General features: G+C 62.8%; 18 protein-coding genes. 4 read left to right on the forward strand and 14 right to left on the reverse strand.

Annotated elements, in window-relative coordinates:
- Positions 1–4: 4 nt before the first annotated feature.
- The 12 genes from rpoD to ACTNBK_RS05680 all read right to left on the reverse strand — a co-directional run bounded on the left by rpoD (position 5) and on the right by ACTNBK_RS05680 (position 17,091).
- Positions 5–1,228 (reverse strand): RNA polymerase sigma factor RpoD, encoded by a 1,224-nt coding sequence (rpoD, locus tag ACTNBK_RS05625; protein WP_294514335.1) that lies wholly within the window; start codon positions 1,226–1,228, stop codon positions 5–7.
- Positions 1,229–1,331: 103 nt separating this feature from the next.
- Positions 1,332–3,086 carry a DNA primase gene (gene dnaG / locus ACTNBK_RS05630; RefSeq protein WP_441144361.1) on the reverse strand — a complete coding sequence of 585 codons (1,755 nt, stop codon included), beginning with the start codon at positions 3,084–3,086 and terminating at the stop codon, positions 1,332–1,334.
- Positions 3,087–3,145: 59 nt separating this feature from the next.
- Positions 3,146–4,150, reverse strand: coding sequence for a deoxyguanosinetriphosphate triphosphohydrolase (locus ACTNBK_RS05635; protein WP_441144363.1), 1,005 nt, complete (start codon positions 4,148–4,150; stop codon positions 3,146–3,148).
- A gap of 120 nt (positions 4,151–4,270) precedes the next feature.
- Positions 4,271–4,915, reverse strand: coding sequence for a YigZ family protein (locus ACTNBK_RS05640; RefSeq protein WP_441144442.1), 645 nt, complete (start codon positions 4,913–4,915; stop codon positions 4,271–4,273).
- A gap of 24 nt (positions 4,916–4,939) precedes the next feature.
- Positions 4,940–6,199: a GTPase HflX gene (gene hflX, locus ACTNBK_RS05645; protein WP_441144365.1), complete on the reverse strand. Its 1,260-nt coding sequence runs from the start codon at positions 6,197–6,199 to the stop codon at positions 4,940–4,942.
- A 22-nt stretch (positions 6,200–6,221) separates the two neighbouring features.
- Entirely contained in the window at positions 6,222–6,728 is a 507-nt protein-coding gene (locus tag ACTNBK_RS05650) for a flavin reductase family protein (protein ID WP_441144367.1), read from the reverse strand.
- A 91-nt stretch (positions 6,729–6,819) separates the two neighbouring features.
- Positions 6,820–7,026 (reverse strand): 50S ribosomal protein L31, encoded by a 207-nt coding sequence (rpmE, locus tag ACTNBK_RS05655; RefSeq protein WP_130849915.1) that lies wholly within the window; start codon positions 7,024–7,026, stop codon positions 6,820–6,822.
- A 144-nt stretch (positions 7,027–7,170) separates the two neighbouring features.
- On the reverse strand, positions 7,171–10,749 hold the full coding sequence (addA, locus tag ACTNBK_RS05660; protein ID WP_441144369.1) for a helicase-exonuclease AddAB subunit AddA: 3,579 nt from the start codon (positions 10,747–10,749) through the stop codon (positions 7,171–7,173).
- A 24-nt stretch (positions 10,750–10,773) separates the two neighbouring features.
- Positions 10,774–14,118 (reverse strand): PD-(D/E)XK nuclease family protein, encoded by a 3,345-nt coding sequence (locus tag ACTNBK_RS05665; RefSeq protein WP_441144371.1) that lies wholly within the window; start codon positions 14,116–14,118, stop codon positions 10,774–10,776.
- A 65-nt stretch (positions 14,119–14,183) separates the two neighbouring features.
- Positions 14,184–15,659, reverse strand: a complete 1,476-nt coding sequence (gene guaB, locus ACTNBK_RS05670) for an IMP dehydrogenase (protein ID WP_294514308.1) — start codon at positions 15,657–15,659, stop codon at positions 14,184–14,186.
- Between the two features lie 61 nt (positions 15,660–15,720).
- The gene (locus ACTNBK_RS05675) at positions 15,721–16,476 is read right to left on the reverse strand and encodes an acyl-[acyl-carrier-protein] thioesterase (RefSeq protein WP_441144373.1); all 756 of its coding nucleotides are present in this window, start codon (positions 16,474–16,476) and stop codon (positions 15,721–15,723) included.
- A 3-nt stretch (positions 16,477–16,479) separates the two neighbouring features.
- Positions 16,480–17,091 (reverse strand): hypothetical protein, encoded by a 612-nt coding sequence (locus tag ACTNBK_RS05680; RefSeq protein ID WP_441144375.1) that lies wholly within the window; start codon positions 17,089–17,091, stop codon positions 16,480–16,482.
- Between the two features lie 160 nt (positions 17,092–17,251).
- On the opposite strand from ACTNBK_RS05680, the gene spoVAD reads away from it, so the two are divergent.
- A complete protein-coding gene (gene spoVAD, locus ACTNBK_RS05685; RefSeq protein WP_441144377.1) occupies positions 17,252–18,271 on the forward strand; it encodes a stage V sporulation protein AD in 1,020 nt (339 codons plus the stop codon).
- A 2-nt stretch (positions 18,272–18,273) separates the two neighbouring features.
- Positions 18,274–18,642, forward strand: a complete 369-nt coding sequence (gene spoVAE / locus ACTNBK_RS05690; RefSeq protein ID WP_294514287.1) for a stage V sporulation protein AE — start codon at positions 18,274–18,276, stop codon at positions 18,640–18,642.
- Between the two features lie 43 nt (positions 18,643–18,685).
- Here the strand turns inward: spoVAE and queA are convergent, their stop codons facing one another.
- Together queA and ACTNBK_RS05700 are read right to left on the reverse strand one after the other, a co-directional pair.
- On the reverse strand, positions 18,686–19,711 hold the full coding sequence (gene queA, locus ACTNBK_RS05695; RefSeq protein WP_441144379.1) for a tRNA preQ1(34) S-adenosylmethionine ribosyltransferase-isomerase QueA: 1,026 nt from the start codon (positions 19,709–19,711) through the stop codon (positions 18,686–18,688).
- 28 nt (positions 19,712–19,739) lie between these two features.
- Entirely contained in the window at positions 19,740–21,383 is a 1,644-nt protein-coding gene (locus tag ACTNBK_RS05700) for a SpoIID/LytB domain-containing protein (RefSeq protein WP_441144381.1), read from the reverse strand.
- A 257-nt stretch (positions 21,384–21,640) separates the two neighbouring features.
- On the opposite strand from ACTNBK_RS05700, the gene asd reads away from it, so the two are divergent.
- Both asd and dapA read left to right on the forward strand, forming a co-directional pair.
- Positions 21,641–22,726, forward strand: a complete 1,086-nt coding sequence (gene asd, locus ACTNBK_RS05705) for an aspartate-semialdehyde dehydrogenase (protein ID WP_441144383.1) — start codon at positions 21,641–21,643, stop codon at positions 22,724–22,726.
- A gap of 72 nt (positions 22,727–22,798) precedes the next feature.
- The gene (dapA, locus tag ACTNBK_RS05710; RefSeq protein WP_441144385.1) at positions 22,799–23,707 is read left to right on the forward strand and encodes a 4-hydroxy-tetrahydrodipicolinate synthase; all 909 of its coding nucleotides are present in this window, start codon (positions 22,799–22,801) and stop codon (positions 23,705–23,707) included.
- The last annotated feature ends 72 nt before the right edge of the window (positions 23,708–23,779 follow it).

The following is a 23,779-nucleotide window of genomic DNA, read 5'->3' on the forward strand; positions in this document are numbered from 1 at the left end:
CTCCTTAGTTCAGGAAATCCTTCAGCTTCTTGCTTCTGCTGGGATGGCGCAGCTTTCGCAGCGCCTTGGCTTCGATCTGACGGATGCGCTCGCGGGTAACGTTAAACTCTTTACCCACCTCTTCCAGAGTGCGGGTACGGCCATCCTCCAGGCCGAAGCGCAGCTTGAGAACCTTCTCCTCCCTGGGGGTAAGGGTGTCCAGCACGTCGATGAGCTGCTCCTTGAGCAGGGTATAGCTGGCGGCCTCGGAGGGTTCAGAGGCGTCCTCGTCGGGGATGAAGTCGCCCAGATGGGAGTCCTCCTCCTCGCCGATGGGGGTCTCCAGACTCACAGGCTCCTGAGCGATCTTCAGGATCTCCCGGACCTTGTCCACCGGCATATTCATCTCCTCAGAGATCTCTTCGGGGCTGGGATCATGGCCCAGCTCCTGGAGCAGCTGACGGGAGACCCGGATGACCTTGTTGATGGTCTCCACCATGTGGACAGGGATACGGATGGTGCGGGCCTGGTCGGCGATGGCGCGGGTGATGGCCTGACGGATCCACCAGGTGGCGTAGGTGGAGAACTTATAGCCCTTGGTGTAGTCGAACTTCTCCACGGCCTTGATAAGGCCCAGATTACCCTCCTGAATGAGATCCAAGAAGAGCATGCCCCGGCCCACATAGCGCTTGGCGATGGAGACCACCAGACGAAGGTTTGCCTCAGCCAGCCGCTGCTTGGCGGCTTCGCCACGCTTGATGGCCCGCTTAAGCTCCTTCTCTTCCTCCGGGGTGAGGACGATCTCCTCCCCTTTCTTCTTAGCGTTCTCGATCTCTGCCATGCGCTCCTTGGCGGCATCGCCGGCACCCATGTCCTGGGCCAAACGCACCTCCTCGTCAGGGGTCAACAGGTTTACCTTGCCGATCTCTTTGAGGTACATACGCACCGGGTCATCAATTCCGAAGGAATCCACCAGGGTATTGGGGTCCACGATCTCCTCTTCGGGAATATCCTCGATCTCCTCCAGGCTGGGGACCTCATCCACCAGCTCAGGCAGATAGTCCTCCCCGGCAGTGTCGATCCCCATGTTCTCCATGGCGTCATAAATCTTATCCAGCTGCTCGCTCTCCAGATCCATCTCTTCCAGGACGTCCATGAGCTCGCTGGAGGACAGCTTGCCCTTCTTCTTGCCCTTATCCAGCAGTTCCGCCAGCTTTTCGGCACCCTGAACGCCCTCTACAACCTTCATCAGCTCCGCCTTGCCGGCCTCGATCTTCTCTCCGCTGGTGACCTGCGATGTCTTCTTGGGAAGCTCAGCAGGCATATCCAGTATTCTCTTTCCACTCATGGACTCATCCTCCATATGCTTTTTTCTCAAGCAGCTTTTTCTGCATGGCCAGCAGTTCCTCGAACTCCCCCGCCAGCCTGCGTTTTTCCGCTTCTGTCTCTATAATCTCTATGTAATCCCTCATGGCGCGTGCGCCGTTCTGGAGAGATTCCGGTTGGGTCAGCACACCGCTCAGGTGGCTCATCTCGGCGGGCTCCAGCTCGCCGGCCAATGCGGCCAGACTGACGGTAAGGCCATTGATCCAGCGCTCCCGCAGCAGTCCGAATACCTTGCCCAGCAGCGGCGCGGAGAAGTGTTCCGGCTCCAAGGCAGCCGCGCTGCCGAAGAGCTCCGGGTCCAGGATCACTAGCCGCAGGACCCCCTCCTCCGCCCGGGCGGAGCGGATGTTGTCATAGCGGAGGGCCCGCTCCTTGGGCTGGAGCTGGACTGCCGGCGTCAGGTCCCGGCGCTCCTGCTGCTTTTTCGCCTTCCAGCTCAGACGGGAGCGCTCCCGCTTGACCTCCTGGGCCACCACCTCAGCGGTGACCCCGGCCATCTCGGCGCACCGGGTGCCGTAGATCTCCCGCTCCGCCGGACTGGGCAGCTGGGCCAGAATGGGGACGGCCTCCTTCAGGAACTCCACCCGCTGGGCGTCGTCGGTGAGGTCGTACTTCCCTTTCACCTGGTCGATGCGGTATTCGATGTGGTTCTCGCTCTGGTCCAGGAGCTTGGCGAAGGCCTCAGGGCCGTATTTGCCGATAAACTCGTCGGGGTCCTTGGCTCCCTTCATCCGCAGCACCCGCACCTTCATCCCCGTCTTCTCCAGCAATCCGATGGCCCGCTGGGCTGCCGAGACGCCGGCGCCGTCGCCGTCGTAGGCGATGACCACCTCTTTGGTGTACCGGGAGAGGAGCTGGGCGTGGTCCGGCGTCAGGGCGGTACCCAGAGAGGCCACGGCGCAGTCGAAGCCGGCCTGGTGGAGGGACAGGGTGTCCATATATCCTTCGGTGAGGATAATCCGGCCCAAACGGGTCTTTTTAGCGATGTTCAGGGCAAAGAGGTTGCGGCCCTTGTTGAAGACCGGGGTGTCCGGCGAGTTGAGGTACTTGGGGGTGGAGTCATCCAGCACCCGTCCTCCAAAGCCGATCACATCCCCTCTCAAGTCGATGATGGGGAACATGACCCGGTTTCGGAACCGGTCATAGACCCGGCCCTCCTTGCTGCGGACCACCAGTCCGGCCTCCAGCAGATCACTCTTCTCATAGCCCTTGGCGGCCATAGCGGTGATGAGCTTGTCCCACCCCTCCGGCGCCATCCCCAGACCGAACCGGGTCACCGTCGCCTTGGAGAGCTTCCGCTTGCCGAAGAGGTAAGCCACACCGGCCTGTCCGGCGGGGCTGTGGAGGACGCTGTGGAAGTACCGGGCAGCCTCCTTATTGAGGGCCAGAAGCCGTTCCCGCTTTTTGCGGAAGCTCCCGTCCCCCCTCTCCTCTGGTACCTGCAACCCCGCCCGCTTGGCCAGGAAACGCACGGCGTCCGGATAGGAGAGGTTCTCGATCTCCATGATGAAGTTGATGACGCCGCCGCCCTTGCCACAGCCGAAGCACTTGTACATCTGCCGCTCCGGCACCACGTGGAAGGACGGGGTGCGCTCGCTGTGGAAGGGACAGCAACCCCAGAGGCTGCCCCCCTTCCGTGTCAGGGGAACGTAGTCGGCCACCACGTCCGCGATGTCGCACCGCGCCATCAATTCATCGATGAATTGTGCCGGGATGGCCATTTTTCTCCCCCTTTCAGCCTATTTTTACCGCCATACAGCGGATTCATACCGTTCAGACCTCACTTGACCCCCCAGGACATGGGGATGAAAGCCGCAGAGTACTTCTCAACCGCGTAGTTGTCGGTCATACCGGCGATGTAGTCGCACACCGCCCGCTCCACGCTCTCCCGCTCCCGGATGTCCTGGAACTCCGGGGGAAGCATGTCCGGATCGCGGCAGTAGTATTCAAAGAGCCGCATGAGCATGCCCTGGGCCTTGGACTCCTCCCCCTTGGCCACCGGATTGCGGTAGACGTGCTCGAACATGAATTCCCGCAAGTTATTCATGGCCTCCCGGCAGGCGTCCGACTGCCGCAGAGCGCCAGTGTCAGCACTCTCCCGGATGATGTCGGTGGTGAGGGTGTCGATGCGCTCGGAGTAGGTAAAGCCCAGCACGTTGGAGATCTCCAGCGGGATATCCATGGGGTATATGATGCCACCCCGTGTAGCGTCATCGATGTCGGCGTTGATGTAGGCGATCTTGTCCGCCAGCCGCAGCAGTTGCCCCTCCAGCGTCTCGGCCCGATCTGGACCGGTGTGGCACAGAATGCCCCGCCGCACCTCATAGGTGAGGTTCAGACCGTCCCCGTCATTTTCCAGGCGGTCCACCGCCCGCAGAGACTGGACATTGTGCTCAAAGCCGCCAGGCATGATCTCGTTGAGTACCCGCTCTCCGGCGTGGCCGAAGGGGGTGTGGCCCAAGTCGTGGCCGTAGGCGGCCGCCTCGGTCAGGTCCTCGTTGAGCTGAAGCCCCCGGGCCAGGGTGCGGGCAATGCGGACCACCTCGATGGTGTGGGTCATGCGGGTGCGGTAGTGGTCGCCCTCCGGGTGGAGAAAGACCTGGGTCTTGTGCATCAGCCGCCGAAAGGCCTTGGAGTGGACGATGCGGTCGATGTCCCGCTGAAAGCAGGTCCGCACTGGACAGGGCTCCACCGGCCGGGCCCGGCCCCTGGAATCGGCCGCCAGACAGGCATAGGGCGAAAGGAACCGCCGTTCCTGAGCCTCCCGCCGCTCTCGTTCCGTCAAGGCGTCTCACCTCCCTAAAAAAGGTCTGTGGTGTTATACGCTGTGGGTAGGGAAAAATCCTGCCTGTCCGGAAAAAATTCATAGATTATTCATCATCGGCCCTTGCCAGTGAGCGAAGCCTCAGTCTCTCTCCTTAGCAGGGACCAGAGGCGCTGCACGAAAATCCTGTCCGGTGACGGCAGGTGTCACCGCTCCGGCGGTGAGCTCCACCACCCGGTCGATGAAGGCCTCCTCCCCGCCCTCGGGTAGAAAGACGGTGAGGCCCACGTCGGCGGCGTAGTCGGTCTCCCCCAGGAGGCCGCCGGCTCCTTCCGCCTCCAACTTGACCCGCTCCAGGAGATGGTAGGGGAAGCGCAGCTCCAGCCGGGACCACTGGCGGACCACCGAGATGCCGGCGGCGTCCAGGGCGTCCTTGGCGCTCTGGGTGTAGGCCCGGACCAGCCCCCCGGCCCCCAGTAATATGCCGCCGAAGTACCGGGTCACCACGCAGACCACATCCACCACGCCCTCCCGCTGGAAGACGTTGAGCATGGGCTGGCCCGCCGTGCCCTGGGGCTCCCCATCGTCGGAGTAGCGCTCGGTGCCGTCCCTGAGCCGGTAGCACCAGCAGTTGTGGCGGGCGTCATAGTGCTTCTTTTTGGTCTCCTCGATCCGGGCCCTTGCTTCCGCCTCGTTCTCCACGTGCCACACATAGCCGATGAAGCGGGAGCGTTTTTCCACCAGTTCGGTCTCGGAGGCCGCTGTGGGGATATGGTATTCTGTCATGGTCATGGCCGGTCCTCATTTCTGTCAGTTGTCTGTCAGGTACTGGCTCAACTGGCCCAGGAGCTTGGGGGTGCACACCGCCGTGACCAGAATGGTCTCGCCGTACTCCACCGACTCCACCTTGGCCTCTTTATATAAGGTGTCCAGCAGTCCGCCCTTGTCGTAGGGCAGGGACAGGGTAACACGGTGGGCGCCGCTGTCCAACCGGTCGCCGATCATGCTCCTCAGCCGGTCCAGTCCCTCCCCCGTCTTGGCGGAGACGGTGACGATATCCTCCCCGTGGGGCAGGATGTCGCCGCTATACCGGTCGCACTTATTGAATACATCGATTCGGGGCGTCTCCGACGCGCCCAGCTCATAGATGAGAGACTCCACCACCGCCGCCTGTTCTCGCCACTCCGGGTTGGAGGAGTCGATAACGTGGAGGAGCAGATCGGCGAAGGAGAGCTCCTCCAGAGTGGCCTTGAATGCCTCCACCAGATGGTGGGGCAGCTTGGAGATGAAACCCACTGTGTCCGAGATGAGCACCGTGCAGGTGTCCGAGATCTCCAGGGTGCGGGTGGTGGTGTCCAGGGTGTCGAAAAGCCGGTTATTGGCTGGAATATCCGAGCCGGTGAGGGTGTTGAGCAGGGTGGATTTTCCGGCGTTGGTATAGCCCACGATGGCCACCACCGGCACCTCGTTCTTCTCCCGGCGGGTGCGCTGGGTGGCGCGGACCCGCCGCACCTGCTCGAGCTCCTCCCGCAGCTTCTGGATTTTTCGGCGGATGTGCCGCCGGTCGGTTTCCAGCTGGGTCTCACCAGGACCTCTGGTGCCGATGGCGCCCTCCTGGCGCTCCAGATGGGTCCACATGCCCAGCAGCCGGGGCAGCAGATACTGGTATTGGGCTAGCTCCACCTGGAGCCTGCCCTCCTTGGTCCGGGCCCGCTGGGCAAAGATGTCCAGAATCAGGGCGGAGCGATCCAGTACCCCCACGCCCAGCTCGTCGGAGAGCACCCGCTGCTGGGATGGCGAGAGGGCGTTATCAAAGATGACCATGGTGGCGCCCGTCCCCTGGACCAGCTCCTTCACCTCGGCCACCTTGCCCTCACCGATGAAGGTACGGGGGTCGGGGGTGTCCTTGTTCTGGAGGACGGTGCCCACACACACCCCTCCCGCCGTCTCCAGCAGGGCGGCGAGCTCCTCCATGGAGGACTCGCTGGCGTTCTCCTCCCTGCTCAGGCAGCCCGCGTTGAGCCCCACCAGGACGGCCCGATCGATTTTTTCTTCGGTATGGTCAGTCATAGTACCTCCGGGACTGTGTCCCTCATTTCTTTCGGTAGGCCTCCACGATCTTACCGATATACATCCTGTGGTAATCCTTCTCAGGATACCACTTTTCATCGGTCTCGGGGTCCAGGAAGTGGGTAGGATCTATATCCTGCCAGTACACCTTCCGGCACACCAGCACCAGCTCCGCCTCAGCGAAGTAGGGGACGCCGCCTTCCCCGGTGCAGACCGTAAAGCCACATTCCTTTACCTTGTCCACCTCGCGACCGCTTTTAGAACCACAGAAGGCCAGCGCCTTCCGGTACTCCGGTCCAAAAAAGGAGAGGGTAAAATAATCGCTTCCCTCCACAAATTCATAGGTGTACCGCTGGGGACGGATGTAGCAGGTGGCCACGTCGCTGCCCCACAGCACCCCCAGGCCGCCCCAGCTGGCGGTCATGGTGTTGCAGTGCTCCGCCGTCCCCGCGGTGATGAGCATCCACTGCTCTCCAATGAGGGAGAATACATTCTGGTCCAGGCTCTTCACATCGCATTTTTCCAACATGTCTGCGCCCTCCTACTTCTTGTTCTTGTGTAAAGCAGTATATGCGAAAAGACCCGCGCCGAAACCGACGCGGGCCTCTTGAGTATCGTGCTTACTTCTTGTCCAGACCGAACTTCTTGTTGAAGCGGCTCACGCGACCGCCGGTGTCCACCATCTTCTGCTTGCCGGTGAAAAAGGGGTGACACTTGGAGCAAACTTCCACGCGGATGTCCTTTTTGGTAGAACCGGTCTCGATCACATTACCACAGGCACACTTAATGGTGGTCTGCTGATAATTGGGATGAATACCTTCCTTCATTGCTGTTTCACCTCTTTCTCGTTCTGGATGAGACGGCGCAGCAAACCTCCACGCCTTACAAACGCTAGAATATAATAGCACAGGTAATAAGAGAATGCAAGTATTTTTTTCTTATTTTGTCGCAAACTCTCTCCCCTCCCGCTGTCAGAGCTCCACCGCCTTGTCCAGCCGGAAGAACCACAGTACCTTCCGGACCACCTTCCGGCCGGTGACCTCCTCCAGGGCGCGGCTGTACGCCGCCAGCTGGGACCGGTAGGACTCCGCCCGGCCCTGAAGTTCGTCCTCTTTGATCCGGTCGGTCTTGAAGTCCACCACCGTAATGCCCTCCAGGGTCTCGAACCAACAGTCCACCACACCCTGGAGGAGGACCTGCTCCCCCTCCCCCGCCTGGGGATAGTAGTCCTGGGCGGGCACCAGGATGGAGAACTTAAACTCCCGCTGGAGGGTGTCCGAGACCAGGAGCTCCCGGCCCAGGGGGGAGGAAAAGAGGGCGGCAATGCGGGCCGGGTCGGCGGCCTCCCCCTGCTGGGGGGTAATGATCTGCTTCTGGACCAGCCGCTGGATCTCGGCCGCCGCCCCCCGCTTGGTGGTGGACTTGTCGAAGTCGATAAACTGCATCACCAGGTGGAGGGCAGTGCCCTTCTGGGCCGCCGTCAGCCCCAGCTCCTCCGCCGCGAAGCGGGGACGGGGGAACTGGATGGGCCGGGGCGGCTGGGGGGCGGCCTCCGCCGCCTCCTGGTCCAGGTCCCGGCCCTTGAGCTGGGTAGCGGTGAGCTTGGAGGGGATGAGGGTGTCGTCCTGGTGGGGATACCGCCAGCGAAGCCACCGGGCCAGCCCCTCCAGATCCAGCTGGGCGGTCTCCGGCGTCCCTCCCTGCTCTGCCGGTCTGCAGAGGGGAGGCGCCGCGCCCAGGTCGCTGCCGTCCACCCACCGGATGTCCCACGCCGGGCCGCAGTCGGAAGTGGTGAGGGGTACGTCCCGCTCCATGGCCCGCCGGAGGGCCCCGGCGTCCGGCCGGGCCAGCACCGGCAGCAGCACCCACTGGGCCGCCGACTGGGTACACAGCAGGGCCTGTGGGTCCACGGGACAGGCGGCGTCCTCGGCCAGCTTGCGCAGGTCCTTGGCCCCGCCGGTGAGGGCGCAGGTGAGGACCAGCTTCTCCTTGGCCCGGGTCATGGCCACATAGAGGAGCCGCAGCTCCTCCGCCATCATCTCCCGCTCCAGCTGGGCGGCCACCGCCTGCCGGGCCAGGGTGGTGTATTCCACCATCCGCTCCGGGTCCAGGCCCTTAGGCCCTACCCCCAGTTTGGGATGGAAAAGCATGGGCTTCTGCATATCCTCCCGGTTGAGCCGTCGGGCCAGGCCGCACAGGAAGACCACCGGGAACTCCAGGCCCTTGGAGCGGTGGATGCTCAGGATGCGCACACCGCTGCCCTCCCCCGCCGGGCTGGGGGCGGACAGCCGTCCGCCGGCGTCCATCACCCGGTCCAGGTAGGAGAGGAAGCCGTAAAGGCCCTTGTGGCCGGCGGACTCGAACTGCCGGGCGCACTCTGCCAGGGCCAGCAAGTTCCCACGCCGGGTCTCCCCGTCCCCCATGGCGCTGAGGATGCCCAGCATGCCGAAGCGGTCATAGATCTCCCACAGGAGCTGGTGGCAGCTCATGTCGCAGGAGAGGTCCCGCAGCCGGTCCAGCTCCTCCAGGAACTCCTTCACGTCGGCGCCGCCGTCGTCCAGCAGGGCGCCGTAGAAGTCAGTGTCGGGGGCGGCGGAGCGGATCTGAGAGAGCCGGTCCGCCGAAAAGCCCCACACCGGGGACCGGAGCACCGAGATGAGGGGCACGTCCTGCCGGGGGTTGTCCACGATGCGCAGGCAGGAGAGGGCCACCGACACCTCGGTGGAGGCCAGGAAGTCCTCCCCGCCCTCGGCCTCCCAGGCCAGACCCTGCTCCCCCAGGGCCCGGGCGTAGTGGCGCAGGACGGTGTTGGGGGAGCGCAGCAGGATCACCACGTCCCCCGGCTCCAGGGGGCGGGTGCCCCCCTCCCCGTCGGCCACCCGGAAGCCGCCGTCCAGCAGCCCCCGGATGCGCCGGGCGGCAAAGCGGGCCTCCAGCAGGTCCCGGGGCGCCTTCTCCCCCTCGCCCTCCGGCTCCACGCCGGAGAGGTCCAGGGCGTCCAGCTCCACGGCGTAGTCCTCGGGCCGGCCGGGGAATTCCGCTCCGGGATAAAGGGCCTCGTCGGCGGCGTAGTCCATCTCTCCAAAGGGCACGGACATGATGTTGCAAAAGAGAAAGTTGGCCCCCTCCAGCACCTGGGGACGGGAACGGAAGTTCCGGGTCAGCAGGATACGGCGGTTTTCCCCCTCCGAAGCCTCTTCCCGTGGCTTGAAGGTGCGGTACTTGCCCAGGAAGATGGTGGGGTCGGCCAGCCGGAAGCGGTAGATGGACTGCTTTACGTCGCCCACCATAAAAAGCCGCCTGCCTCCCCTGGAGATGGCGTCGAAAATGGCGTTCTGGGCCTCGTTGGTGTCCTGGTACTCGTCCACCATGACCTCCATGTACCGGCTGCCCACCAGCTGGGCCAGCTCCGTGGGGGAGCCGTCGCTCTCCCGCAGGAGCCGGATGGCCAGATGCTCCAGGTCGGAGAAGTCCAGCAGCCGACGGCGGCGCTTGAGGGCGGTATAGGCGGTTGAAAAATCCTCCACCAGAGCAAAAAGCCCCCGCACCGCCGGCGCCACCGCCCGAAGGTCCTCCAAAAGCTGCCCGCTGCTGTCGGCAAAGCGCTCCGCCAGCTTGCCCAGCCGCTTCTTGCAGGCCTCCCGGATAGTCTTGATCCGCTCCTGGACGGCGGGGTCCTCACAGCCCCGCACCGCCCCCAGCCGGGGGAAGGAAACGGCGGCCTTCTCCGCCGCCCGGTCCCAGCCCTGGCCCAGAGTGGTCTCAAAAGCCTCCAGATCTGCCAGGGTCTCGGCCAGACTGGGGGCATAGCCCCGGCTGAGCTTCTCATCCCCCTGGCAAAGGGCCAGGGCCTCCCCCATCCGGGTCCTCCAGTAGCCCACCTGCTCCCTGGCCTGGCTCAGCAGCAGGCGGCCCCAGACGGTCTCCCCCGCATCGGTGACATCCTCCAGGTCAAAGGCCCGGCCCTGAGCCTCCAGCCAGGCGTGGGGATCGGGGTGGCTCTGCACCTTGCTGTAAATGTCCAGGGCGATCTCCACCAGACGGCTGTCATCCCGTCCGGCGGACATGGTGTCCAGCAGACAGGCAAAGTCGCTCCCGGGCTGGATGGCATCGTACCGCTCCTCCAGAACCTGGTCCATAGCCTGGAGCATCAGCACCCCCGCCTCGCTCTCGTCGCACAGCCGCAGGTCGGCCTCCAAGTCCAGCAGGTGGCCGTGCTCCCGCAGGAGCTGGGCGCAGAAGGCATGGATGGTGGAGATCTGGGTCTTGTAGAGCAGCATGGCCTGCCGCCGCAGGTGGCGGTCTCCCGGCGTCTCCGCCAGCCGGACTGACAGCTCCTGGGCGATACGCCCCCGCAGCTCCGCCGCCGCCGCCTTGGTGTAGGTAATGACCAGGAAGCGGTCGATATCCGCCCCTTCCTCCTGGACCCGACTCAGCAGCCGCTCCACCAGCACCCGAGTCTTGCCTGAGCCGGCGGCGGCGGCCACCAGCAGCCCGCCGCCCCGGTCCTCCACCACCGCCCGCTGTTCCTCGGTCAGCGGAAAGCCCATGGCTTATCCCCCTTTCTCATCTGGTCATGCATCTCCGTCTTCCTCATCGGCCACCGAGGACCAGAAGGTCTCGCTGTCAATGGTTGGCAAGTATCTTCGCCTGTCAGATCCCCGCCCGTCCTCGAAGTGGCAGGCGGAGGCATAGTCACAGTAGAGGCAGGCGTTCTTCTCCAGTCCCCGCCAATAGGGGTCGGCGTCGATGATGCCGGAAGCCAGCTCCCCGGCGATCTCGGCCAGGATATGCTGAGTATGCTTTTTCAACTTGCCCAGCCTCTCCGCCGTCACCAGCGCCTCTCCGGTGATAGTGCCTGTACGGCTAGATACCTTTACAGGCAGAAAACGGGGACCGCCCTCGTTCATGACCTCCATGGCCTCCAGCACCTCGGGGTCGTCCAGGAGGAGACCGTGGCGCCGCAGCTCGGCATCGGTCTGCTTCTTCCGCTCCGCCTCCGTCATGCCTCGGCTACCCTTGGCCACCGCCGCCCGGGCAGGCAGGTAGAGGACACCGGCCGGTGTAATAGCATAGTTGTAAAGTGATCCCCCTTTCTCCTCCAGGGTGAAGAGATAGAGGAGCATCTGGAGGCCCAGGCCGTTCCACACCTCGGTGAGGTCGAAGGATTTGCGGCCCGTCTTGTAGTCCACCACTCGCAGGTAGAGCCGCCCGTCGTGAACCCAGCCGTCCACCCGGTCCACGAAGCCGGAGACGCTGACGGTGACTCCGTCCATCGTCAGCTCCACCGGGGGCAGGTCCCCCCGGTCACCGAAGCCCAGCTCAAAGGAGATGGGCTCAAAACTGGAGACAGAGAGCTCGTCCAGCACGTTCTCTACCACCTGAGTTACCGGTCGGATGAGCCGGTTGAAAAGGTAGACGAACCGCGGAGTCTTGTTCTCCAGCCCTCCCAGTTCCTGGGCAATATAGGTCTCCATGACGGACTTGATCCGCTTTCGGACCACTGCCCTGTCCCAGGTCCACCCCCCGTTGCTGTCCTCCACCTTCCAGGCAGTGTCCTTGAGGATATGCTCCAGCACATAGTGGACGAAGGTGCCATACTCCGGCGCCTGGAAGCCCGCGGTCTGCCGGGGCTTGGCCTTCAGTCCGAACTGCATGAAGTAGGAGAAGTGGCAGGATCGGTACTTATCCATTCGGGAGGCCGACATGGGCACCTTCCGGCCGTAGAGCCGGGCCACGGAGTCCGGGCAGAGCCGTCCCCGCTCCAGGCCCGCCCCCCGCTCCAGCCGCCGGGCCAGGGGCGCCAACTCCTCCTGGTCCCGGAGCAGGCCCAGGACCTCCGGGTGCTCCCCCGCCAGCTCCAGGGCGGGCCGGGGTGCCGCCAGGCGGAATTCATCCCCCAGAGCCTGTTCTCGAATTGGGAGGACGTCCGGAAAGAGCCGCCTCAGCCGTTCCCACAGGAAGGACGGCCGCCGCTCCTCCCCCTGGGGTCCCAGGACGGCCCAGCTTATTGTCAGATGGCGGTCGGGCCGGGCACAGGCGGCGTAGACAATGGTCATTTCCCGGTCCAGCTTATCGGTGAGCTGCGGGGAGAGCTCCAGGCCCATGGAGGCAAGCAGGCTGCGGTCATCGTCGGTGAAGAGCCCCGGTGCCGGCGCCACCTGGGGCAGCGCGCCGTCATCGGCTCCCAGGAAGAAAAGAACCGAGCATTGCCGGTCACCCTGACGGGCGGCGTCTCCTGCCGTCACCCGGTCTAGGGAGACAGGAATGGCGCCTACATCGTACTGGGAAAGCACCAGCTTGAGCAGCTGAGCAAACTCCTCCAGTCCCAGAGGTGCCTGGCCCAGGATGGCGGCGCACTGCTCCAGGCCGCCGCAGAGGATCTCCCACAGCTGGCCGTACTCCTCCGCCCGCTTGAGCTCGCCCCGCGCTCGAAGCACCTGGGCCCGCTCTTCCAGCCGCTGGGGCAGCCGGATCTGCTCCAGAAATTGATACAGGGCCACGGCCTGCCCCGCACCGGTCTCGTCGGTGTTGCGCCGGAGCATTTCCAGCGGCACGGTAATCTGCCGCCGCACCTCATTCAGGCGGTCCAGCAGGGCCTGGTCCTCCTCTGTCATGGGGAAGCCATACCCCCGGGGGTGCATATCCCAGGCAGCCGATGCCGTCCATCGGTTCCCCTTTAGGTCCCATTTCAGCACGTAGTTCTCCAGCAGGTCACAGTCCGACCGGGCAACACCGGTGAGCCCCGTTTTCAGGTAGCGGAATATGTCACCGCTGTCGTAATCCCCCGCCACCACATCCAGGGCCCCCGTGACCACAGCAAAGACCGGCTTTTGGAGGATGTCGGTCATGCTGTCCAGGAAAACCGGTATGCCATATCGCCCAAAAACCTCCTCGATGAGCGGGGCATAGGCATCAAAGCCCCGGGCCACCACGCCGATCTCCCGGTAGCGGAGCCCCTCCTCCCGGATCAGGTGCAGGATCTCGGCGGCCGTCCACTCCACCTCGGACCGGGGGGTGGCCGCCGTGAACAGCCGGACCCCCTCCGCCGGGCCCTCCCACGGCTGCGCTATCTCGTAGAACAAGTATTTCTCAATATAAGAAAGTTCTTTTGCTTTACAGTTATTCTCCCCGTGGAAGGTCTCGATTTCCACCTCCACATGGTCGGCCCTGGCCGCCCGGCTCAGCTGTGCGATGGTCCGTCGGGCTGGAGCAAAAATGCCGGTCTGCCCTTCCTCTTCCGGCGTGCAGGTGAGGACCACCGTAACCTCTCTGGCCTGTTTCCACAGCTGGCGCAGCACCTGAATCTGTTGGGGTGTAAAGTCTGTAAAGCCATCTACGTAGACAGAGATTCCATGGGCCCAGCCGCTCTCCGCCAGGCCCTCGGCCAGGCGGGTGAGCCGGTCCCGAGGGTCGGCGGCCACCCGAGCCGTTAGCGCGTCGTAGGCGCCGAAGATGAGGCCCAGATCCCGGAGCTTCTCCCCCTCCTGTCCCTCCAGCTCCTCCCCCGCCTTGGTCAGATCTTCCGGGGAGACACAGTACTGCTTGCACTCATCCAGAGTGGCCAGCAGGCCGGTGAGGAAGGCCGGCTTCTGGGAGGGCCGGGCGTAGACCGTGAGGGCGCTGGAGACCGCCTTCCGAGCGGCGCACATGAGGAGTACCCGACCTCCCGGGTCCAGGGCGGGTGCCGCCAGTCCCCCGGACCGGGCCAGCACCCGGCTAGTTAGGCGGGTAAAGGAGAGAACCTCAGCGTAGAGGGAGACCTGATTACCCGCCACGGCGCATAGCCGCCGCTCCGTCTCATGGGAGGCCTGCTCAGGTACAATGAGCAGTTGCCGCCTCCCTCCTCCAGCGGCGATCCGCTTCAAAACTTCGGCTGTCTTTCCTGTCCCGGCCCGTCCCAGCAGGAGCTTGAGCACGGCGATCCCTCCTTTGTGTGTGAGGAAAAAAGGCCCGCGCCGACGGCGCGGGCCTTTTCTGGTCGTTACTGGGGATTGACGGTATAGTTGGGAGCCTCTCTGGTGATATAGATATCATGGGGATGGCTCTCCTTGAGGCCAGCGCTGGTGATCTGAATGAACTGGCCCTTGGTGCGCAGATCCTCGATGGTGCCGCAGCCGCAGTAGCCCATACCGGCCCGCAGGCCCCCCATCATCTGGTAGATGGTCTCGCCCAGGCCTCCCTTGTAAGGAACACGGCCTTCTACGCCCTCGGGCACCAGCTTCTTGTTGTTCTCCTGGAAGTAACGGTCCTTGGATCCCTTGGCCATAGCGCCCAGGGAGCCCATGCCGCGGTACACCTTGAACTGCCGTCCCTGGTAGACCTCGGTGTCCCCGGGGGACTCCTCGCAGCCCGCCAGCAGGGAGCCCAGCATGACTACGTTGCCGCCGGCGGCGATGGCCTTGACAATGTCTCCGGAGTACTTGATGCCGCCATCGGCGATGATGGGAATGCCATACTCAGCGGCGACGCAGGCGGCGTCATAGACAGCGGTGATCTGGGGCACGCCGATGCCGGCCACCACGCGGGTGGTGCAGATGGAGCCGGGACCGATGCCGATCTTCACGCAGTCGGCGCCGGCCTCAATGAGGGCCCGGGTGCCTTCGGCGGTGGCCACATTGCCGGCGATGAGCTGCACGTCGGGATAGAGGGCCTTGATGCGCTTGACGCACTCCAGGATGTTGTGGGAATGGCCGTGGGCGGAGTCCAGGCACAGCACGTCGGCGCCGGCCTCCACCAGAGCGGCCACACGGTCCATCACGTCTGAAGTGACGCCGATGGCGGCGCCCACCAGCAGCCGGCCCTTTTCGTCACGGGCGGAGTTGGGATAGACCTCGGCCTTTTCGATGTCCTTGATGGTGATGAGACCCTTGAGATGGAACTCGTCGTCCACGATGGGCAGCTTCTCAATCTTATGCTTGCGGAGGATCTGCTTGGCCTCCTCTAGGGTGGTGCCCTCCTTGGCGGTGACCAGGTGGTCCTTGGTCATCACGTTGTCGATGAGCTGGTCCATGTCCTCTTCGAACTTCATATCACGGTTGGTAATGATGCCGATGAGCTTGCCGTGGTCACAGATGGGGACACCGGAGATGCGGTACTTGGCCATGAGCTCGTCGGCCTCGGCCAGGGTGTGGCCGGGGGCCAGCCAGAAGGGGTTGGTGATGACGCCGTTCTCGCTGCGCTTCACCATGTCCACCTGCTCGGCCTGCTGGCCGATGGACATGTTCTTATGGATGATGCCGATGCCGCCCTCACGGGCGATAGCGATGGCCATCCGGTACTCGGTGACGGTATCCATGGCGGCACTCATCACGGGGATATTCAGGCGGATCTTCTTGGTGAGCTGGGTGTGCAGATCGATGTCAGCGGGCAGGACGTTGCTCTCGGCGGGGATCAGCAGCACGTCGTCAAAAGTCAGGCCCTGCCGCACGAACTTGCTGGCGGCATCCGTATTGAACATGGACTCCACTCCTTCATTTTATTTCATCGTATCCGACGCGGGAAAACATATTTGATATATTCTATGCCCCAAGGTGGGGGTTGTCAAGAGGGGACAGGGTCAAAGCCGCATCGAATCTGGGCTTTCCCTCCACACCGTCTCCCTGGACATAAAAGGTATCGTCTTGACGGCCCACGGACAGGCGAATGGTCTCCCCCGCCCTGCACTCCTTCAGGTAGCCGATATGGACCTGGGAGACAAACTGTCCCCGACCAACCTCCTCCAGCCCGATGGCATCACAGGCGTAGTCGGCGTAGTGGACATTATTGACGTGGCCGTTCACATCGCAGTCGCTGTACCAGAGCCGCCGCTCTCCCGCCGATTCCAGAGGAACCGGCATGCGGAGCTTGGGCAGCAACCGGCTTTTGCAGCGGTCGCCGCCAGAGGTTCCGTCAAACTCCGGAAGATCGGATACCCGTCGCAGCTTCCGGGTCTCTACATCGGCCAGGACCCACAGACTGATCCCTTCTCCAATGGTTTTACCGTCCCGGAAGATATCAAAATCCCGGTACATGGAGGCGCCATGGCCACTCCCCCGGTGCCAAGTCTGAACCGTGAGCTTGTCATCCCAAAAGACAGGTGTGTCCAGACGATACCAGATCCGGGCAAGCATCCAGAAGACGTTGTAGCTTCGAAGCATCTCCTCCCGGGAAACATGGAGCTCCACGGCTGCGCCGGTAGCGGCCTCCTGAAGAAAGTCCATCATAGAGGAGGGGCGGCACTGGTTAAAAGGATCGACATCCCGTGCCCCGACCTGAAACGAGGCCTCATGATACATGAGTTACCCCTCCTTTCCCTTGATGAGAAGGGTATTTTTACAGCACAGATCCTCTAGATCATCAGCAGTGGCAGCGGGGATGCGCAGCGCCCGGCCGCAGTGGCCGCAGATAAGGTCCACAGAGCTGAAGTTCACCTGGAGCCTCCACTCCTTGGAGCCGCAGGTGCAGGAGATCCCGCCCCGCTGGGCGATATCCCGCAGTTCGGAGAGGATCTCATGCATGATGATCTCGTCCAGGAAGGTTCCCTTCTCTCCGGAGGCGGCCTCCAGCTTGTCCACCGCCTCCTCCAGGCGCTCCATGGCGGCAAAGACTGGTCCCTCTTCTCCCACATAGCAGCAGTCCAGCCCGGAGGCAGCGCAGGCAAAGGCCAGAGCCTTCTCGTGGAGGAAGGCATGGGTGGAGCAGGTCACGGTGTGCTCCTTCTCACAGAAAAGACAGGGCACCGTCAGCTTGACCCGGTCTCCCACGATCTCCGTTTTGAGCGCCGACTTACCGCAGGGGCAGGGAATCTTCCCGGGCGCCGCAGCCAGAGAGAAGACCGTCTTTTCCGCCACCACAGCCTGATGGCAGGCCGGGCAGAGGTAGGCGATGGTGCGCTTGGCTTCTTCTACCATATCGATCAAACTCCATCAAGTGAAAAATATATTTTTATTATATCGCATCTTCCCACATTTGACCAGCAGTTCCCCCGACAAAATGCGTCCTGATATTTTGCGGAAATCTGTTCAAACTAATTCCGTTCAAATACGCTGTGTGCGGATGGGAGGAAGCCTAATGACCGTAAAAAAGCTGGGCCGTCAGACTGTGGCCTTTGCCAATCCACCCACCATTGCCGGGTATGCCAGCGTGGTGGGCAAAAAGGAGGGTGATGGCCCCTTGGCCACTTTCTTCGACCTCATCAATCAGGATGACAGTTTTGGAGAATCCAGCTGGGAGAAGGCGGAGAGCGCCATGCAGCGGCTGGCCCTCCAGAGCGCCCTGGACAAGGCGGGGCAGGCTCCCTCTTCCTTGGATATGCTCTTTGCCGGCGACCTGCTTAACCAGTGTATCGCCTCCTCCTTTGCCGTTCGTGGCCAGGATGTGCCCTTCCTCGGGCTTTACGGCGCCTGCTCCACCATGGCGGAGGGTCTGGTCATGGCATCTATGACCCTGGATGGCGGATTCGGCACCTGGGCGGCAGCGGTGGCCTCCTCCCACTTCTGTTCCGCCGAGCGGCAGTACCGCACCCCCCTTGAATACGGAGGTCAGCGCACCCCCACCGCACAGTGGACGGTAACAGGTGCCGGCGCCACTGTCCTTTCTCGGGAAGGGAACGGCCCCTACGTCACCCACGCCACCATCGGCAAGGTTGTGGACAAGGGTATCAAGGACGCCAACAACATGGGGGCGGCTATGGCCCCCGCCGCGTACAGCACCCTCACCGCCCACTTTTCCGAAACCGGGCGCAAGCCCTCCTACTATGACCTCATCGTCACCGGCGATCTGGGAGAGCTGGGCAAGTCCATCGTGCTGGACCTCTTCCGCGCCGACGGCGTGGAACTGAGCAACTATGACGACTGCGGTGTGATGATCTTCGATCTCCCCGCCCAGGACGTCCACTGCGGCGGGTCCGGCTGCGGGTGCTCCGCCGTGGTGCTCAATGGATACCTGCTCCGCGGCATGGCCGAGGGCCGCTGGAAAAACATCCTCTTCTGCGGCACCGGCGCCCTTCTCTCCCCCATTTCCTCTCTCCAGGGAGAGAGCATCCCCGGCATCTGTCACGCTGTGGCCATCTCCACGGAGAAAGGAGTATAAAAATGGATGGATTTCTCCCTTATCTGCGGGCCTTCCTCTGCGGAGGGACCTTTTGTCTTATCGGCCAGATCCTCATTGACCGGACCAAGCTGACCCCTGCCAAGATCCTGGTGCTCTATGTGGTCTCCGGGGTGGTGCTGGGCGGCCTGGGCATCTACCAGCACATCGTCGACTTTGGCGGCGCCGGCGCCACCGTTCCCCTCACCGGCTTTGGTTATCTGCTCTCCAAGGGCGTAAAGGAGGCCGTGGCCGAGGACGGCCTGCTGGGCGCCTTCACCGGCGGCGTTACGGCGGCCGCCGGTGGCATCGCTGCCGCCATCTTCTTCGGCTGCATCGTGGCCCTCCTCTTTAAACCAAAACCCAAGGGATGAAAAAGGTCCGGCGTACATGCTGTACGCCGGACCTTTTTCCCATTTAACAGATGAACATGGCATCTCCGAAGGAGAAGAACCGATATTTCTCCCGGACCGCCTCCTCATAGGCTGCCAGGATGTGCTCCCGCCCGGCCAAGGCCGAAACCAGCATCACTAAGGTGGACTCCGGCAGGTGGAAGTTGGTGATGAGGGCGTCCAGCACCTTGAACCGGTAGCCGGGGTAGATGTAGATATTGGTCCACCCGGCGGACTCCTTCAGGGTGCCGTCCTCGGCGGCCCAGGACTCGATGGTCCGGCAGGAGGTGGTCCCCACACAGATCACCCGTCCCCCCTTCCGGCGGGTCTCATTGATGGTCTCCGCCGTCTCTTTGGAGATCATGCAGTACTCCGAGTGCATCTCATGGTCGGTGATCTCCTCCTCCTTCACGGGCCGGAAGGTACCCAGGCCCACATGGAGGGTCACATAGGCCAGGGAGACGCCCATGGCCTGGATCTGCTCCAGAAGCTCCTTGGTGAAGTGGAGCCCGGCGGTGGGAGCTGCCGCCGATCCCACCTCCCTGGAGTACACCGTCTGATAGCGCTCCGGGTCCTGGAGCTCCGCCTTGATGTAGGGCGGCAGAGGCATCTTGCCCAGCTGCTCCAGCAGCTCCAGGAAAATGCCGTCATAGTGAAAACGGACCAGCCGGTTGCCGCCCTCCAGGGTCTCGGTGACCTCAGCGGTGAGCAGACCGTCGCCAAAGGAGAGTTTTGTTCCAGGCTTCATCTTCTTGCCCGGCCGGGCCAGGCACTCCCAGGTCTTGTCCCCCTTGTCGTTGAGGAGCAGCACCTCCGCCGCACCGCCGCCGGGCTCCCGGTGGCCCAGCAGTCGGGCGGGCAGCACCCGGGAGTCGTTGAGCACCAGGCAATCGCCGGGGCGCAGCAGGCTGGGCAGGTCATAGAAGTGCATATGCTTCACTGCGCCGGTATTCTTGTCCAGCACCATCAGCCGGGACCCGTCCCGACGGTCCAGAGGGGTCTGGGCGATGAGCTCCTGGGGCAGGTCATAGTAAAAATCCGATGTCTTCAAATCAAGTTCCCGCTTTCCTTGTCATTTGTCAACCCACCGTAACGTCGGTGAAGTAGAAGGTCAGAATATCGATGTAGTCCATCCCCCGCAGTGCCATAGCCCGGGCGCCCTGCTGGCTCATGCCCACGTTGTGGCCGTAGCCGGAACCGGTAAAGGTGACGCTGGTTCCGGACGAGGTCGTGGAGGAGGCGCTCCCCAGAAGCCCCGTGCCGGAAGCCGTGGCCACATAGGGAGTCCCGGAGATGGTGCTCACGGTGCCGTCACCGCCCACCGCGTACGCCCCGCTGACGGAGCTCAGGATGTCGGAGGTGCCGTTCACATAATAGGTGTTGCTGACGCTGCCGCCGCCAACCGTAAAGCGGTTGGAGCGCAAACCAAACCAGATCCGCAGGGTCTCCGGCCCGAAGGACCACTTCTTTCCGTTGGCATCCACGAAGGTGATGGTTTTGGGATTCCCCGTCTCGCTGAGCTCCGCCACGTAGGCGTCCACGATGGCGCCGCAGTTGTAGCCCTTGCTCTGAAGCTTGGAGGCGATCTCCGACTTAGAGACGGTGACCGTCCAGTTGTACTGGGAGATGCTGTCGGCCAGGTCGGCCTCATAGGGGTCGATGACCCCCTTGAGGTGGGGCAGGTTGGCGGTGGAGTTCCAGATGTTCCGCACGTCCTCGGTGGCGCCGCCGTCGCTGGCCGAGTAGTAGGTGATGGCCGGCTGGCCCTGGTAGCGCACGTACTCCCCCGCCGTCTCCTCCACGGCCTGGTCGGTGCGGTCATTGGCCAGATTCAGCCCCTGGTACATCTGGCAGTGGGTGTTGTTGCACACGTCAAAGCCGCTGCTGGCGTGGCTGACGGTATTGGTGACAGCGTAGGTCCGGGCGCACACCGCCTGGGCCTTCAAGGCCTCCAGTGGCCAGCTGTTGCTCATCTCATAGGGGAGGACGCCCTTAATGTAGTCTTCCAGGTTCACGATATTGATGACGGTGAGATTCCCACCGCTTCGGCGGTACTGGAATCCGCCGTAATAGCGGTAGCCCTTGAACCAGGTGACCGTCTTGACACTATTGTCCAGTCCGGGCTGGATACCCAGACTGTACCCCTGTCCCCCATCAAACTGAAAAATAGGCTTTCCGGTCTTGGTGACCACCACCGTGACAGCGTAGCCGCTGGTGCCTACCACCGCGGCGGTGGACAGGCCAAGTGCAGTCTGGGCCGAGAGGGCTTCCTCCTTGGTGGTGTAGGCGCCCACCCTCACATAGTATGTCCCCTCGATCCAGGCGGGAAACCCATTGGACACCGTCGATGCGGCGGCCTGGGCTTCCTCAAAGCTGGTATAGGTCGTGGGGAGTTGGAGGTGAAAACAGCCCACCGTCACCGAACCGGTGCCATCCACATAGTTTCCGCCGGAGAGAGTGACGTTCTGGGTCTTGACCACGGAGATCTGTGTCTCTGTAGAGCTTCCCAGCTGGTGGAAGGTCAGATTGTCGTCATACCAGCCGAAGCGGTAACCGCTCCCCACGCTGTTTTCCAGGTTGGCACCCGGCAGCGCGGTACTTCCGTAAAAGAGGCCCACACGCAGGGTCTCCTTGGTATCAGAACCGGCAGCGAAGGTCACACACCCGAGACAGAGGGCGGCAGCCAGGAGGACTGCTACAAATCGAATCAAACTTTTGCCCATGAGGAAGCTCCATTTCTGCGAATTAGCGGTTTACATTGAAAAAGAATTGTGCTACACTATCGAAAATACCCTCCACGCCCCTCCCCCCAAAAAGGGTCTGGGCATCTTTTTGTATGCCCCGGAACGCGTGGATACAGGAGACATTATAGTACAAAACCCGACAGCATTGCAACCGCCGTTTTTCCGGCGGACAGGCAAGTTGGGAGCCTCTCCCGGATAGAATACGGGTGAGCGCACAATAAATGGAGGTCTTCGGCATGGAAAAATACAAGGTTGGTGTAATCGGCGGCACTGGCATGGTTGGCCAGCGTTTTGTGACTTTGATGGAGAACCATCCCTGGTTTGAACTGGCGGTCATCGCGGCCAGTCCCCGTTCCGCCGGCAAGACCTATGAGGAGGCCGTGGGGGGCCGCTGGGCCATGGACACCCCCATCCCCCAGCAGGCCAAAAACATGGTGGTCATGAACGCCGAGGCCGACGTGGAGAAGATCGCCTCCATGGTGGACTTCGTCTTCTCCGCCGTTGACATGAAAAAAGAGGAGATCCGCGCTCTGGAGGAATCCTACGCCCGCCACGAGTGCCCGGTGATCTCCAACAATTCTGCCCACCGCTGGACGGAGGATGTGCCCATGGTCATCCCTGAGGTGAACCCGGAGCATATCAAGGTGATCGAGGCACAGCGAAAGCGACTGGGGATGAAGCGCGGGCTCATCGCGGTCAAGTCCAACTGCTCCATCCAGAGCTATGTGCCCGCCCTCCATCCCCTGCGCGGCTTCGGCCTGGAGCGGATCCTGGTGTGCACCTACCAGGCCATCTCCGGCGCCGGGAAGACGTTCGAGTCCTGGCCCGATATGGTGGACAACGTGATCCCCTATATCAGCGGCGAGGAGGAGAAATCCGAGCAGGAGCCTATGAAGGTCTGGGGCCGGGTGGAAAATGGCGTCATCGTCAACGCCGTCAAGCCGGCCATCACCGCCCAGTGTCTCCGTGTCCCCGTGTCCAACGGGCATACTGCCGCCGTCTTCGTGGATTTTGAAAAGGTGCCCCCGATGGATGAGATGAAGGCCATCTGGGCGGAATACCGTGGCCGTGCTCAGGAGCTCAAGCTCCCCTCTGCTCCCGAGCAGTTCCTCCACTATTTTGAGGAGTCCGATCGTCCCCAGGCCAGACTTGACCGCGGCCTGGGCAATGGAATGACCATCTCCATTGGACGCCTCCGCCCGGATACCCAGTACGATTATAAGTTTGTGTGTCTGTCCCACAACACCCTCCGGGGCGCAGCAGGCGGCGCGGTAGAGCTTGCCGAACTGCTGTGCGCTGAGGGCTACATCGTTAAGGCGTAAGAGACCATAGAGATAGATCTAACTTTGCGCCTCCGTGGACAGCACACCTGTCTAATCAGGAGGTAATTGAATATGAGAGAGCCCATTTTCACCGGTGCCTGCCCCGCCATCGTCACGCCCTTCGACCAGAGCGGCGCCATCAACTACGACCGCTTCGCCCAGCTCATCGATGAGCAGATCGCCGCCGGCGTGGACGCCATCTGCGCCGTGGGCACCACTGGTGAGTGTTCCACCCTCACCCTGCGGGAGCACATCGCCGCCGTCAACTTCTGTGTCAAGCATGTGAACCACCGGGTGAAGGTCATCGCCGGCGCCGGCAGCAACGACACCTCCGCCGCCGTGTACCTCTCCCAGCACGCCGAGGACTCCGGCGCCGATGCCCTCCTCCACGTTACCCCCTACTACAACAAGTGCTCTCAGGAGGGCCTCATCCGCCACTATGAGTACATCGCCGACCGGACCGAGCTGCCCATTATCCTCTACAATGTGCCCTCCCGGACCGGCGTTTCCTTCACCGCTGAGACCTACAAGGTTCTCTCCCAGAACCCCAAGATCAACGGCGTGAAGGAGGCCAGCGGCAACCTGAACCTCATCACCCACACACGCTACCTCTGTGGCGATGACTTTTTCATCTGGTCCGGCAACGACGACCAGGTGGTCCCCATGATGTCCCTGGGTGCCAAGGGCGTCATCTCCGTGGTGGCCAACATCGACCCCAAGCTCATGGTAGACATCACCCATCGTTGTCTGGAGGGCCGCTTTGAGGAGGCTGCCCGGCTCCAGCTGGAGCATATGGACCTGATCGACGCCCTCTTCTGTGAGGTCAACCCCATCCCTGTCAAGGCCGCCCTCAACCTCATGGGCAAGGACGTGGGCGGGCTGCGCCTCCCCCTGTGCGACATCTCCCCCGCCAACCTGGAGGTCCTCCGGGCCGCCATGGAGCGGACTGGTCTGCTCCCGGCCTCCGGCGCCGGTCAGTAAAACCAACACCAGACGGCCGTGCTGCTCCACGGCCGTCTGTCTTTTTACGAAACGATAAAAAGGAGGAACCAT

The organism is Intestinimonas sp. HCP28S3_D6 (genome assembly GCF_052065695.1).
Taxonomy (GTDB): Bacteria; Bacillota; Clostridia; order Oscillospirales; family Oscillospiraceae; genus Intestinimonas.

Excerpts from the sequence above, each read along its gene's own strand:
- ACTNBK_RS05640 (WP_441144442.1), bottom strand. The coding sequence starts at position 4,915 with ATGACAGAATACCATATCCCCACAGCGGCCTCCGAGACCGAACTGGTG.
- spoVAD (WP_441144377.1), top strand. The coding sequence starts at position 17,252 with ATGACCGTAAAAAAGCTGGGCCGTCAGACTGTGGCCTTTGCCAATCCA.
- rpoD (WP_294514335.1), bottom strand. The coding sequence starts at position 1,228 with ATGAAGGTTGTAGAGGGCGTTCAGGGTGCCGAAAAGCTGGCGGAACTG.
- ACTNBK_RS05675 (WP_441144373.1), bottom strand. The coding sequence starts at position 16,476 with ATGTATCATGAGGCCTCGTTTCAGGTCGGGGCACGGGATGTCGATCCT.
- dapA (WP_441144385.1), top strand. The coding sequence starts at position 22,799 with ATGAGAGAGCCCATTTTCACCGGTGCCTGCCCCGCCATCGTCACGCCC.
- rpmE (WP_130849915.1), bottom strand. The coding sequence starts at position 7,026 with ATGAAGGAAGGTATTCATCCCAATTATCAGCAGACCACCATTAAGTGT.
- guaB (WP_294514308.1), bottom strand. The coding sequence starts at position 15,659 with ATGTTCAATACGGATGCCGCCAGCAAGTTCGTGCGGCAGGGCCTGACT.
- ACTNBK_RS05650 (WP_441144367.1), bottom strand. The coding sequence starts at position 6,728 with ATGTTGGAAAAATGCGATGTGAAGAGCCTGGACCAGAATGTATTCTCC.
- addA (WP_441144369.1), bottom strand. The coding sequence starts at position 10,749 with ATGGGCTTTCCGCTGACCGAGGAACAGCGGGCGGTGGTGGAGGACCGG.
- spoVAE (WP_294514287.1), top strand. The coding sequence starts at position 18,274 with ATGGATGGATTTCTCCCTTATCTGCGGGCCTTCCTCTGCGGAGGGACC.
- hflX (WP_441144365.1), bottom strand. The coding sequence starts at position 6,199 with ATGACTGACCATACCGAAGAAAAAATCGATCGGGCCGTCCTGGTGGGG.
- ACTNBK_RS05680 (WP_441144375.1), bottom strand. The coding sequence starts at position 17,091 with ATGGTAGAAGAAGCCAAGCGCACCATCGCCTACCTCTGCCCGGCCTGC.
- asd (WP_441144383.1), top strand. The coding sequence starts at position 21,641 with ATGGAAAAATACAAGGTTGGTGTAATCGGCGGCACTGGCATGGTTGGC.
- dnaG (WP_441144361.1), bottom strand. The coding sequence starts at position 3,086 with ATGGCCATCCCGGCACAATTCATCGATGAATTGATGGCGCGGTGCGAC.
- ACTNBK_RS05700 (WP_441144381.1), bottom strand. The coding sequence starts at position 21,383 with ATGGGCAAAAGTTTGATTCGATTTGTAGCAGTCCTCCTGGCTGCCGCC.